General features: G+C 60.3%; 15 protein-coding genes. 7 read left to right on the top strand and 8 right to left on the bottom strand.

Going from position 1 to position 12,477, the window contains the following annotated elements:
* The first annotated feature begins 188 nt into the window (after nucleotides 1–188).
* From C453_RS03515 to C453_RS03490, 5 genes are all read left to right on the top strand, one after another.
* A complete protein-coding gene (locus tag C453_RS03515) occupies nucleotides 189–698 on the top strand; it encodes a hypothetical protein (protein WP_152418006.1) in 510 nt (169 codons plus the stop codon).
* Complete coding sequence (locus C453_RS03510; RefSeq protein WP_008322732.1) at nucleotides 698–1,393, top strand: hypothetical protein; 696 nt, start codon at nucleotides 698–700, stop codon at nucleotides 1,391–1,393. The genes C453_RS03515 and C453_RS03510 overlap by 1 nt, the downstream gene beginning before the upstream one ends.
* 633 nt (nucleotides 1,394–2,026) lie before the next feature.
* Complete coding sequence (locus tag C453_RS03500; RefSeq protein ID WP_008322731.1) at nucleotides 2,027–2,218, top strand: hypothetical protein; 192 nt, start codon at nucleotides 2,027–2,029, stop codon at nucleotides 2,216–2,218.
* Between the two features lie 26 nt (nucleotides 2,219–2,244).
* The gene (locus tag C453_RS03495) at nucleotides 2,245–2,811 is read left to right on the top strand and encodes a MaoC family dehydratase (RefSeq protein ID WP_008322730.1); all 567 of its coding nucleotides are present in this window, start codon (nucleotides 2,245–2,247) and stop codon (nucleotides 2,809–2,811) included.
* Between the two features lies 1 nt (nucleotide 2,812).
* Nucleotides 2,813–4,291, top strand: coding sequence for an acetyl-CoA hydrolase/transferase C-terminal domain-containing protein (locus C453_RS03490; protein ID WP_008322729.1), 1,479 nt, complete (start codon nucleotides 2,813–2,815; stop codon nucleotides 4,289–4,291).
* Nucleotides 4,292–4,335: 44 nt separating this feature from the next.
* On the opposite strand, the gene C453_RS03485 is transcribed toward C453_RS03490, so the two are convergent.
* Together C453_RS03485 and C453_RS03480 are read right to left on the bottom strand one after the other, a co-directional pair.
* Nucleotides 4,336–5,223: a class I SAM-dependent methyltransferase gene (locus C453_RS03485; protein WP_049907487.1), complete on the bottom strand. Its 888-nt coding sequence runs from the start codon at nucleotides 5,221–5,223 to the stop codon at nucleotides 4,336–4,338.
* A gap of 41 nt (nucleotides 5,224–5,264) precedes the next feature.
* Entirely contained in the window at nucleotides 5,265–6,917 is a 1,653-nt protein-coding gene (locus tag C453_RS03480) for a spermidine synthase (RefSeq protein ID WP_008322727.1), read from the bottom strand.
* A gap of 54 nt (nucleotides 6,918–6,971) precedes the next feature.
* Between C453_RS03480 and C453_RS03475 the strand changes: the two genes are divergently transcribed.
* Nucleotides 6,972–7,634, top strand: a complete 663-nt coding sequence (locus C453_RS03475) for a CRISPR-associated protein Cas4 (protein WP_008322726.1) — start codon at nucleotides 6,972–6,974, stop codon at nucleotides 7,632–7,634.
* Nucleotides 7,635–7,674: 40 nt separating this feature from the next.
* On the opposite strand, the gene C453_RS03470 is transcribed toward C453_RS03475, so the two are convergent.
* From C453_RS03470 to C453_RS03460, 3 genes are all read right to left on the bottom strand, one after another.
* Entirely contained in the window at nucleotides 7,675–8,283 is a 609-nt protein-coding gene (locus C453_RS03470; protein ID WP_008322724.1) for an L-threonylcarbamoyladenylate synthase, read from the bottom strand.
* Between the two features lie 84 nt (nucleotides 8,284–8,367).
* On the bottom strand, nucleotides 8,368–8,874 hold the full coding sequence (locus C453_RS03465) for a redoxin domain-containing protein (protein WP_008322723.1): 507 nt from the start codon (nucleotides 8,872–8,874) through the stop codon (nucleotides 8,368–8,370).
* Nucleotides 8,874–9,137 (bottom strand): glutathione S-transferase N-terminal domain-containing protein, encoded by a 264-nt coding sequence (locus tag C453_RS03460; RefSeq protein ID WP_008322722.1) that lies wholly within the window; start codon nucleotides 9,135–9,137, stop codon nucleotides 8,874–8,876. The genes C453_RS03465 and C453_RS03460 overlap by 1 nt, the downstream gene beginning before the upstream one ends.
* Before the next feature lie 158 nt (nucleotides 9,138–9,295).
* Between C453_RS03460 and C453_RS03455 the strand changes: the two genes are divergently transcribed.
* The gene (locus tag C453_RS03455; protein ID WP_008322721.1) at nucleotides 9,296–10,690 is read left to right on the top strand and encodes a hemolysin family protein; all 1,395 of its coding nucleotides are present in this window, start codon (nucleotides 9,296–9,298) and stop codon (nucleotides 10,688–10,690) included.
* 19 nt (nucleotides 10,691–10,709) lie between these two features.
* Here C453_RS03455 and C453_RS03450 read toward each other — a convergent pair whose 3' ends face one another.
* The 3 genes from C453_RS03450 to C453_RS03440 are packed head-to-tail and all read right to left on the bottom strand — an operon-like array spanning nucleotide 10,710 to nucleotide 12,394.
* On the bottom strand, nucleotides 10,710–10,985 hold the full coding sequence (locus C453_RS03450) for a hypothetical protein (RefSeq protein ID WP_008322720.1): 276 nt from the start codon (nucleotides 10,983–10,985) through the stop codon (nucleotides 10,710–10,712).
* Entirely contained in the window at nucleotides 10,982–12,184 is a 1,203-nt protein-coding gene (locus tag C453_RS03445) for an inorganic phosphate transporter (RefSeq protein ID WP_008322719.1), read from the bottom strand. Before C453_RS03445 ends, C453_RS03450 begins: the two co-directional genes overlap by 4 nt.
* Nucleotides 12,185–12,226: 42 nt before the next feature.
* Nucleotides 12,227–12,394 (bottom strand): DUF7859 family protein, encoded by a 168-nt coding sequence (locus C453_RS03440; RefSeq protein WP_193788049.1) that lies wholly within the window; start codon nucleotides 12,392–12,394, stop codon nucleotides 12,227–12,229.
* Nucleotides 12,395–12,477: the final 83 nt, after the last annotated feature.

Below are 12,477 nucleotides of genomic sequence, written 5' to 3'. Positions count from 1 at the left end.
AACCCATTCCTAAAAACTCACTGTTGTGAAAACTAGAATTTTGTATACGCAATCACCATTAAGATCAAATTTCCTAATACATTAGTCGATTGTAATTCGCTACATATACAATATTGATTCAACCCATATAATAGTAGTTACCAATTATAGTTAGAAAGTTTTAATTTATTTCTGGTTGACAAGATAGTATGGGTAAACGCCCTCCAACCCAGAAGAGAAGAACTGTGTTGAAAACCATTGGTGCAGGTATGCTTGGAACCACGGTAGTACCAACTGTCGCGGCTAAAAACAGTGGATCAAAGTATACTGGTGTTGCCTACGACCCAGTGACCCACGAAATACTGGGTGATGCTTCTGCACAGATGAATGGTTTACACAGTGATCTCACAGGGAACCTCCGAGTTGGGAATAAGAAATTCAACATGAATAAATTAAATACGTCAGAGATGACCACAAAGTCACGGAATAAATTTAGTAAAACAAAGCATAAATTCAAGAAAGATAAAAAGAACCTGAGCAAAAAGAATGCAAACGATATCCCCGCTAAATATGTTAGCCTTACTGCGGTTGATGATGGCGGTATCGGCGGGTACTTCGAGAAAAATAGGCGTAAAGTTGCGTTCACACTTCGCCCAAAGGGACACGATAGCGACTGGAAAAGCGTTCTTCAACAGACGAAGCTTCAGGGTGATCGATAATGGGGTACAAACCTGTCGATCAGAAACCTGTTGAATCAGATGACAAAGACGGAAATAACATCACAGGCTGGAAGTACCACGGGTTCGCAACGGTGGATGAAAGTGGGCCTGTTGACGATGATCCTGAGAAGTTAGTCGAACATGAATCCAACACTTGGCATCTACAGGGATACTTCAGTGAACAACCGGAGATAAAAGACCCAGACAAGGGGTGTGGGATCTATGGTGGTGGGTCTTGGTATATTCAAGGGACCGAAGCTAATTTCAGAGTTGGTTATCCTGAAGCCCAGGACCAAACTGTATTATGTACAGATGCACAAAAACCAGGTGAGGACGAAAAAGATGATGACATCAAATTCTCAATTTCTGTTGGGTTAGGACCAATCAGTGCGGGACCTTCAATCGCATATTACTCAAGTGTAGAGTATGATCCGCAACCTTACGAATATACAGACTGGAAGTTTGATTACGGAGTTGATGGAGAAGAGCTTCCTACCGGTCAAAAAGACACAGTAGGTGTTCAGTGGGACTTCGAAGCAGCGGATATAGAGAAAGATGTCAGAGAGATGGATGTCAATTTGAGTCAAAGCTATAGCTTTGAAGTGATTCACCACTGTGCAGGTCCAGAGGTCATATACAGTGACACACCAGACATAGATATCGAACGGACAATTGAAATTATGAAAGATAATTGACTATGTGATAAAACGTTATTCACACCCCTAGTTATTATTTATATCTTGTTTGTCGAATATTCTTTAGTGATTCTGTGCTTGGAGGACGTGAGATACAAAAGACGTATACTCATGGCAATTCATTGAACAATTGTGCCCTCCAGACGTCAATTCATCGCCGCAACTGTCGGAACCGTTCCGCTTGCTGGCTGTTCGCTACCCCCCAATGAGAGCGGGAATATTCAGGTTGGGAACCTCACAGAACAGAAAATTTGGGTCGAAATTACGATACGACGTGACGGCGGACTATTTTCGGGTCCCAAGCAAGTATACCGTGAGAGAGTCCAAAAACCGCCAGCGCACGGCTATCGCTCGACACACACTGACGTTGCTCGCCCCGGAACGTACGACGTACAGGTCGAAGCGGAGCAGATGGAAGACGAGGAACACACCCAACGCAGTTCGAAAGACCAGGAGCGTGCCCAGCGCAGTACGCAATGGGAAGTAACCGGGGAGAAAGGTCAATCTCTCATCGTCCACATTCTAAATGGATTCGAGATAGAATTTTTCAGACAGTAATCGCCATCCGTCACCGCGGTCTCCCAAATAACAGCAATAAGACTTTTGCGACGAGCGGGAATCACCTCAACCAAGGTGAATATTCAACCACTCGATGTCCTCGGCAGTATCATGTTTCTCGTCGGCGTCCTCCTTTTGACCGGAATGCTCACGCCCGCTGTCGTCGCGAGCCAACGACTGGAAACGGGAGTGATGCTGATGGTACTCGGAACCGCCGCCGTCGCGGGACCGCGTGCCTACCGGGACGCCCTCGACAGAACAGAGTAACGTTCGGAGCGCGAAACTGAGTGTCAATGACCGAACGCTCGACCGACACATCCGAACGCCGACTCGTCAGCGGCTGGCACGGACGTTTCTTCGAAGACTTCCGCGTCGGCGACGTGTACAAACACCCGTTCGGCCGAACCGTCACCGAGACCGACGACGTGTGGCTGACGAACGTGACGATGAACCTCAATCCAATGCACTTCAACGAGGCCTACGCGAGCCAGACGGAGTTCGGTGAACGCCTCGTCAACGGGACGGTCGTTATCGCGCTCGCGGTCGGCATGAGCGTCATCGACGTGACCATGAACGCGACGGCGAATCTCGGCTACGACAAGGTCAAACACCACGCACCGGTCTATCACGGCGATACGATATTCGCCGAATCGGAGGTGCTCGAAACCCGTCCGAGCGAGTCGCGAAACCACGTCGGCCTCGTCACGACGGAGCTTCGCGCGTACAACCAAGACGGCGACCCCGTGTTGTCGCTCGAACGAACCGCGATGGTGTTGAAACGCGAGTCCGCCCAACCGAGCGCAGCCACGCCACCCGGCTGGCTGGAAGGAATCGGTACCCAACCGGAGGACGTGAACTGAGATGACCGACGAAAACCACAGCCAGCCGAGCGAGAATCGAATCCACGGGTCAGTCACCGTCCAAGATGCCGAGACGCTCGCGGCATCGATTCCGGCGGATGCAACCCTCGCGACGAGCGGGTTCGGGAGCGTCGGCTACCCGAAGGCCGTGCCGCTCGCACTCGCCGAGAGCGACCGCGACCTCTCGTTGACCATCGTCAGCGGCGGCAGCGTCGGCGAAGAGATAGACACGCGGCTCGTCGAAGCGGGAGCTATCGAGCGCCGGTATCCCTATCAGGTCACACCGGAGGCCCGTGCGGCGATTAACGAGGGCCAAATCGCGTTTCACGACAGCCACATCTCCCGCCTCAGTGACGAAATCGAACTCGGGCAGCACGTCGATGTCGACATCGCGGTCGTCGAGGCAGTCGCCATAGGCGACGACTGGTTCGTTCCCTCGCTATCTATCGGTCCAACCCCCGCATACGTCGCCGCCGCAGACCGCCTCATCGTCGAAATCAACGACTCGCTCCCGCGAGAGCTCGAAGCGATACACGACGTCTACCGGCCGGGGCGACCGCCCAATCGCGAGCCGATTCCGCTGACTCACCCCGGCGAGCGAATCGGGACGTCGCGAATCCAGTTCCCGAGCGAGAAGCTCGTCGGCGTCACGAGAACCGAGCGCCGAGACACTTCCTACACGTTCCGCGAACCGACCGCGGCCGACCGCGCTATCGCTGCGAACCTCCTGGAGTTTCTGGCCGACGAGATTCACGACAACCCGGTCTTTGCGGAGTCGGTTCAACTCCAGTTCGGCGTCGGAAGTCTCGGAAACGCGCTTATGGGCGCGCTCGGCGACTTCGACTTCGGCGACCGCGAGGTCAACTACTACGGCGAGGTGATACAGGACGGCCTCTTGGACCTGCTCGACGACGGACTGCTCGACGTGGCGAGTGCGACCTCTCTCGCGCTGTCCCAAGACGGCCAAGACCGGCTCTGCGAAGACATCGACCGCTACGCAGAGAACGTCGTGCTCCGGCCGTCGGACATCTCCAACAACCCGGCGGTCGTCAACCGCTTCGGTGTCGTCGGCGTCAACAGCGCCCTCGAAGTCGACCTCTATGGACACGTTAATTCGACGCACCTCGGTGGGACGCACCTGATGAACGGCATCGGCGGGAGCGGAGACTTCAACCGCAACGCGCTCATTCCGATTGTGGCGCTGTCGTCGACCGCAAAGGAGGGCGCCATCTCGCGCATCGTGCCGATGGTTCCGCACGTCGACCACACCGAACAGGATATCTCGGTCGTGATTACGGAACAGGGCGTCGCCGACTTGCGCGGACTCTCACCACGAGAGCGAGCCGAAGAGATGGTCGAACACTGCGCGCACCCCGAGTATCGAAGCGACCTCCGCCGGTATCTGAAGCGGGCAGAACGAGGCGGCGGCCACATCCCACACGACCTGTCGCGAGCCTTCGACTGGCAGTCTGAGGGGTGAAGCAGGCCATCGGAGAAGTAGTGCGGAGACGAATGCAGCGCGATTTACGCCTCGAATCCACCCGCGCCGTCGTCCCCCAAGATACCGGCACAGAGGTCCGAACGACCGCCTTCAGACACCCATCGCGTCGCTCGCGCGGTGTTCGTGAGCGCGGCGTCGGCGAACTCGTTCCACGTCGCTTCGGCGGCCGACCCAGCGGGGCAACAGGTAACGATAAGCGACCCCGGGCGCATCCGTGTCGCCGCTATCGCCAACTCGTCTCGGAGGATGACATTCGGAACGTCGCTGAAGAACAGGTCCGTGCTGTCGTCGAGGACAGACGGCAGTTCGGTTGTCGAGTCACCCAAGCGTAACTCCCAGCGCTCCCGGAGTCGCTGGGGGACGAGCCACCCGATTTCTGGGTCGTCGAGGTCTGCGGGCAACACCGAGGTATCTCCGAGGTCGATAGAAACGAGGGACCCGCGGGCGTTTTGGTCGAGGGCACTCAATAGATACGCTGCACTCAGCCCCCCACGAACGCCGGTTTCGACCACCATCTCAGGTTCCGTGAGTCGAACGAGAGCGGAGAGAACGTCGCGCCAGTTGTGGTAGAACATGTCCGGACCGGTCGCAGTTCGCCGGAACGACGCCGTCAACTCCGCACGGAACTGTTCGTCGCCCGCGAGTGCGAGCCACGCGTCGGTGACGTCACGACGCGTCGCTTCGATTCCGAGGTCCGAGACGAACGATTCGAGTTCGTTCGGGGACGGCGGGGATTCATACCGGTGTCTCGGCAGCAATTCCGTCGTTCCGGCGGACGAGAGATGCCGATACACTGCCATCGGACTGGTGAGTGCCTTTCGCGTTGCACCCGCCACGCCGTGTTGCTTGATTGGCTGGAGGAGTCGATTAGGGAGTATCGACGCGAATACCGACTGCCGGTATTGGCTCATTCTCTTGACAAACGCACAGAAGCGTGTTAGCTAATGCCTCGCTAACGGCGGGTGGCGGCAGCAATCACCTTCGCATCGACTTCGTTTCGGTCACTTCCGCTGCCGTCGTTCTCGGGCGGGTCACTCCCACTGCTGTTGGTTTCGGTCCGCTCGCTCTCGTTCGACTGCTGGATGACGTATCGCTGGCCGACCATCGGGTCCATGAGGCTATCGACCGGAGCGCGGTCGTCGCGGAGAATCGGCACGTCGTCGGTCGGTTCGCTGTTCCGGTAGGTCGAGACTTCGGACGCAAGATAGACGCCCACGTCGCGCTGGCGGTTCCGCTGCTGCAACTCGTTTCGGGTGACGAGCGTCGAGTTCTTCGTCGCCACCACCTCGATGTTCTGGACGACGACGCTCCCCGCGGTGGGGAAACTGTACACCTGCGGGTAGACCTGGTTAATCGTCTTATACTCGGCGCGGTAGAACTTCGAGGCGGGGCCGCTCGGCGCGGAGATGATGTTGGCAAAGAGGATGCCGTCCTCGTCGAGTCGTTCCGAGGTGAGTCGCATGAACTCCACCGTAGTCAACTCGAACGGGACCCTATCTTTCCGATAGGCGTCGAGGACGATGAGGTCGTACGTCTGGTTCGTCTCTTGGAGGTACTGCCGCCCACCCATCGTGTAGACGTTCAGCCGGTCCGATTCCTCGACGTCGAAGTACTCCTTTGCGACCGAGACGACTTCGGGGTCGATTTCGACCACGTCGACGGTCATGTTAGGATATTTCTCCAGAAACACCCGCGGGCCGGTGAACCCGCCGCCGCCGACGAACAACACTCGGTCGATGTCGTCCGAGAGGAGGAACGGGACGTGGAAGTACGAGGTGTAATCGAAGACGTGCCGCGTCGGGTCGTCGAGGTCCATCGCGCTGTGGGGTTGCCCGTCGAGATAGAGCGTTCGCGTCCCACCGGCGTCGACGACGCGGAGTTCCTGATAGGCGGTCTGGGTGTGGTAGACGGTGGTCCCGCGGTCGTCGAGGCCGATACTCCCAGTCGTCGCCGCGAGGACGAGAAGGACGACGATGCCGACACTCCAGACAGTCTCCCGCGAGCCGATGCTCGGCCGCGCGAGGTATAGCGCCGTGCCGACTGAGATAACGCCGAAGACCAGTCCAATATCGACGACGCTCAGCGACGGGATGAGGAGGTACGTGGTCGCGAACGCACCGATGATGCTGCCGACGGTTCCCACGGCGTAGACGTGGCCTGAGGCCGCGCCAACGTCCGACTGTCCCGACAGTTCCGCCGCGTACGGACTGACGTAGCCGAGGAGGTACGTCGGCGGGCCGAACAGCAGTGTGACCGCCGGAAGCGAGGCGAACCGGTTAGGAAGCGGGAGCGTCGCGGTCGTCTGCAAGAAGAAGTCTCCGAGGAGGATGAGACCCGCGATGTACGCCGCCGTGGCGATGAACACCCAGACGAGTGCGGTGGTGGATGCGTTGGACGCACGCTGGCCGCCCCGGTGGTAGCCGAGGCTCAGCGCGGCGAGGAAGACGCCGATGATGCTCCCCCACGTGTAGATGCTGCTTCCGAACTCGGGTGCGACCATCCGCCCGGCGAGAATCTCCAGTCCCATGCTGGTGACGCCGGAGACGAACACGGCCAGTTCGGGGCGCGTCATTCGAACCCACGAGCGGACGGACGTCGATGCCATGTCGATTGTCTAGGGCGGCGAACACATAAATACGAAAGCGCGGCCAGACGCGCCATGTCGTCGCTGGTCGCCGCGTCGGACCTCGCCCACGCCGCCTACTGCCCGCGGCAACTGTACTACGCCCGCCGCGAAGAGACGCGAGAACCGCCATCGTCGGTCGACGCGATTCGAGCACTCGCCTTCGAGTATCCAACGCTCGCCGACGCGAGTGACGACGAACTCACGACGCGCCCACTCGCGACATCCCCAGATGACTACCGCGCGAACCTCCGAGAACTACGGAGGCGAGAGGAGTGGGAGGCACTGACGGAACCGGTCGCCCGCGACGTCCTCCTCACGGGAAAGGACTGTCGCGGCATCGCGCACAAACTCGTCGGCGACCCACCGATTCCGTCGTTCGTGTCGCCCGGTTCGCCACCAGAACAGGGCGTCTGGGAACCGCAGCGCGTGAGAGCCGTCGCGCTCGCGAAGGCGCTGGCGTGGGAGCGCGAGGCCGAGGTGCCGCGAGCCATCGTGGAGTACCCGGCAGTCGGTGTCGTCAGGACGGTCGAACTGACCACGAGAAACAAAGCAGCCTACCGGCGCGCGCTTCGCGTCGCTCGCGAACTCGACTTCGTCCCGCCGCGACTCCAAGATTCGGCGAAGTGCGACGGGTGTTCCTATCGGACCGAATGCGGGGTGAAAACGCGGTCGTTGAAGTCGTTGCTCGGGTTCTAAAGAAGACAGTGAGTGCTACCCGGTCCTGAAGTCGCAGCCGTTACGACTCGTCTTCGAGCCACGCTTCGATGTCGTCGGCCATCGCGCCGCGGCGGTGGATGATTCCCTGTCCGGGGTCGACGACCGTACTCTCCGTACCGGGTGTCGTGCCGCCGTCGAGGACGAACGCGACGGCGTCGTGAATCTCGTCGGGGAGTTGCGACGGATTCGTGATGCTCCCCGCGCCGGAGAGATTCGCACTCGTGGCCGTCACGGGTGTTTCAGCTGCGCGGAAGAGTTCGAGCGCGAGTTCGTGGTCAGGGACGCGGACGCCGACCCGCTCGCGGCTGGAGACGAGGACGTCCGGCAGGCTATCGCGGCGTTCGACGACGACAGTCACCGGACCGGGAAGGAACCGACGCATGAACGCTTCCTCGCGGTCGGTTACTTCGACGTAGTCGAGCGCCGAATCGACGTCCGGGAAGCCGGCCGAAAGCGGTTTGTCGCGGTCGCGGCCTTTGATGTCGAAGACACGTTCGACGGCCTCGGGTGAGGTGGCGTCGGCACCCATTCCGTAGACTGTTTCTGTCGGGTAGACGACCGCGTCGCCGTCGCGGATGGCGGCGGCCGCTCGGTGAACGTCGTCGTTGGTCGGCGCGTCGTCACTCATAGCTGAATCGAAGCGGGAGGTGAGAAAAAGGGTGACGAAAGCCGGTATTCGTGGCGTGTGGGCGTCTCGGAAAGATGGCGTCTGCTACGGGTCCGAGACAGCGGCAGCGACCTCGTCGTAGTCCGGGAAGTCCGGCCACTCTTCGGCGACCCACCGGTACTGAATCTCGCGCGACTCGTCGAGGAGGAAGACCGCAGGCCGGTGTTCGGTGATGCCAGCCATGTCGTCGAGGTCGTTTTCGATGCCGTATTCGGTGGCGATGCCTGCGGCGGGGTCCGAGAAGAACTTGGCGTCGACCCCGCGTTCCGCGAGGAACGTCTTGTGCTCGTAGGGCGACGAGATGGAGACGCCGACCGCCTGGATGTCGTCTGGGACGCCGCGGTCGCGAAGGTTGTTCCAGATGTACGTCGCGGGGAACGCGCCGTCCATCGTGTGGAAGACGAGGAGAACAGGACCGTCGTCGGTCAGGTCCGACAGCGAGGCGTCTTCCCAGTATTCGTCCTCGACGAGCGGGCGGGTGAAGTCCGGCGCGGTGTCGCCGACGGCGGGCGCGTCGTGGTCGGGGAGTTCGACGATTTCGAAATCGACCATTATGCGGCCCCCTCGTAGGTGTTTTCGAGGTACTCGACGATGTTCGCCGACTCAGACATCGTGACGCCGGTGTTCTCGTCGACGATGGCAGGGACGGTTCGCTTGCCGGAGATGCGCTTGACGACGTCGCGGTCGGAGTGCATCGGTTCGACGAAGCGCGAGTGGTAGTCCAGCCCTTTTTCTTCGAGGACGCGGACGACGCGCTCGCAGAACGGACACGCCTGCAACCGATACAGTGTAATCGCCGGCTGGTCGTCGGACATGGGGGGTCGTTAGGAACTTTCCATCCTAAGCGCTTCGCTCCCGGGTATCTGGGCCGCAATGCCGTCTCTGGGTTGGAAAATGTCGTTCCCCGACGCCGACTGCCGATGCGTCCGAGGGCAACTCTTAATTTCGGTCCCATGCAAGACTTTGTAGTTACATGGGTTTGCCGCTGCTACCAATATTTCCAGCCACGATACTCGCGGCCGCACAGGTCTCGAACCTCCCGGTTGGTGACGACGTAATCACTGCCCTCGGAGTGGCTGCAATTATCGTGCTTATCGCACTCTCGGCGTTCTTCTCTTCCTCCGAGATTGCGATGTTCTCGCTGGCGAAACACCGTGTCGACTCGATGGTCGAAGAGGGAGTCCCCGGTGCAAAACGGGTGAAAGCACTGAAAGACGACCCGCACCGCCTCCTCGTGACCATCCTGGTCGGTAACAACATCGCCAACATCGCGATGTCGTCCATCTCGACCGGGCTCTTGGTGTTTGTCGGCTTCCAACAGGGCGAAGCCGTCGCCATCGCGACGTTCGGTATCACGGCAATCGTCCTGCTGTTCGGCGAGAGCGCGCCGAAGTCCTACGCCGTCGAAAACACCGAGTCGTGGTCGCTCCGCATCGCGCGCCCCCTGAAGTACGCCGAGTTGCTGCTGTTGCCACTCGTCGTCTTCTTCGACTACCTAACCCGGGTCATCAACAAGGTCACCGGTGGCCAGACGGCCATCGAGACGACGTACGTCACGCGCGACGAGATTCAGAACCTCATCGAGACGGGCGAGCGCGAGGGCGTCATCGAGGAAGAAGAGCGCGAGATGCTCGACCGCATCTTCCGCTTTAACTCCACAATTGCCAAGGAGGTCATGACCCCGCGGCTGGACATGACCGCCGTCTCCAAGGACGCGACCATCGACGAGGCCATCGAAACCTGCGTCCAGGCCGACCACGAGCGCGTGCCCGTCTACGACGGCAACCTCGACAACGTCATCGGCATCGTCAACATCCGCAACCTCGTCCGTGAGAAGTACTACGGCGAACGCGGCATCAGCCTCGCCGACATCGTCTCGCCGACGCTCCACGTCCCCGAATCGAAGAACGTCGACGAACTGATGGCCGAGATGCAGGACACCCGAATGCAGATGGTCATCGTCATCGACGAGTTCGGGACCACAGAGGGTCTCATCACGCTCGAAGACATGGTCGAAGAAATCGTCGGCGACATCCTCGAAGGCGACGAGGAAGAGCCATTCGAGGAGGTCGACGAAGATACCTTCCTCGTCCGCGGAGAGGTCAACATCGACGAGGTCAACGAGATTCTGGGTATCGAACTCCCGGAGGGCGAGGAGTTCGAGACGCTCGCCGGCTTCATCTTCAACCGCGCGGGCCGTCTCGTCGAAGAGGGCGAAGAAATCACCTACGACGACATCGTCATCCGCATCGAGCAGGTGGACAACACGCGCATCATGAAAGCGCGCATCCAGACCAACGTCGGCGGCACAGACGGTACCGAGGACATCGACGACGAAGAAGAGGCAGAAGTCGAGACCGACGCCTGAGCCGCCTTCGGCTCTGTTTTCACCCGAGGAGCGTGAACGAGACGAGTATCAGCGCGAGCGACGCCACCGCGAGCACGACCAACTCTTGGTTCGTCTCAGTTCCCGTGGTGAGCCGCCGTGACCGTCTCCAGAAGAGAACCGAGAGAGCGAACGCTCCGAGGCCGACGCTTCCGAACGTAACCCCACGAATCGAGAGGCCAGTGACGACCCCCATCGCGACGTGGTAGACGCCGAAGACGGCCCACAGAGCGGCAACGAGTGTCGCGAGTGCGGTACGGAGGGCGCGAACAGTCACACGGAGAGTACGCTCGACACGAGCGTAAACCCGCCGTAACTGAGGGTAAATGCGAGGAGTAGCGACCCAATCCACGCGAGGACAGTGTAGAGCATCTTCCGCCCGGAGACGCCAGCACCGCTCGCGGCGTATCCAGAGCCGATGATGGCGCTGACGATGATTTCGTTGAACGAGACGGGGACGCCGAGAGCGACCGCCGTCTGTGCGATGGCGAACGAGGGAATCATCGCGGCGATAGAACGGCGCGGCCCGAGCGAGGAGTAGTCCTGCGCGAGCGCCTTAATCATCCGCGGCGCGCCTGTCCACGACCCGGCGAGCAGACCGAGACCGCCGCCGACGAGGAGCGCCGGGAGCGGAACGGTCACAACGTCGAGAAGCGGGACGAGCGGCCCGATAGCGAGGCCGACCTGCGACCCGCCAGCAGAGAACGCGACGAGCCCACCGAGGACGAGCAGGAATCGCTGCTGTCCCGACGCGATGTCGACTGTGACCCAGCGTCCGACGACCGCGGCAGCGATGAGCCCGACCCCGAGCATGGACGCGACGAACCAGAGCGTCTCGGTTCCGACGCCTGCACTGACGACCAACGAGCGAGCCGCAAGTCGCGCAATCGAGGCTGATTCGCCGGGGCCAGCGAACGCCGCGAACTCCATGTTCGCGACGAGAACGCCGACAACCCCCGCGAGAGCAGGGACTGCCCAGACCTCGGAGATTCGTTCGGCGCGCAGGCCGCGGGCGGTGGCGTATGCCGCACTCCCGCCGACGAACGGCGTAAGCACCCACAGAGCGGCGATTTGTTGGTACTTGGGCCACGCTGGAGTGCCGCCCATCGCGAGGCCGACGCCGACGACAGCCCCGGTTACGGTGAACGCCGTGGCGATTGGGTAGCCCGCAAAGACGCCGAGCGCGACGAGCACAGCAGCCGTGAGAAGTGCCACGACCGCGGCGGGTGCCGTCAGCGTGACGCCGCCGATGAGTTCGTTTCCGACGGCGTTGGTGACGTTTGCACCTTGGAGAACCGCACCGCCGAACCCGAGCAGGCCGACGATAAAGCCCGCGCGCATCACGGAGATTGCGTTCGCGCCGACAGCCGGGGCAAACGGCGTCGACCCCGACGACCCCGCGCCGATAGCCCACGCCATGAAGAGACTCGCGAGTGCTGCGACGACGAACGTCCCGACTGCGCCGGTAGCTACCACGGACGAACACCTCGGTTACGCATGGGGAGTCGTAAGGACATCCTATCGCTTCCGGGCGTCGTCGTATCCCTCGCGCAGGCCCAAGAGGGTCCGTCGAACGAGGAGATACGCGAAGAAGACGAAAAGCAGCATCAAGACGAGCAGCCCCGTGAAGACGGGGTCACCCGCCAGAAAGTCGACGATGCCGTCAACGACCAGAAGACCAGTCATGTGGCACGTCTCCGAGTCCCCGAAGTATAGCAATTTCGGCGTGTCGTCCTGCAAGAACATCAACACTCATACGTGGCAGGTGA

Origin of the sequence: Haloferax elongans ATCC BAA-1513 (assembly GCF_000336755.1) — an archaeon.
Lineage (GTDB): Archaea > Halobacteriota > Halobacteria > Halobacteriales > Haloferacaceae > Haloferax > Haloferax elongans.
The sequence above is the reverse complement of the archived record's forward strand: the minus strand, read 5'-3'. Positions and strand labels throughout refer to the sequence as shown.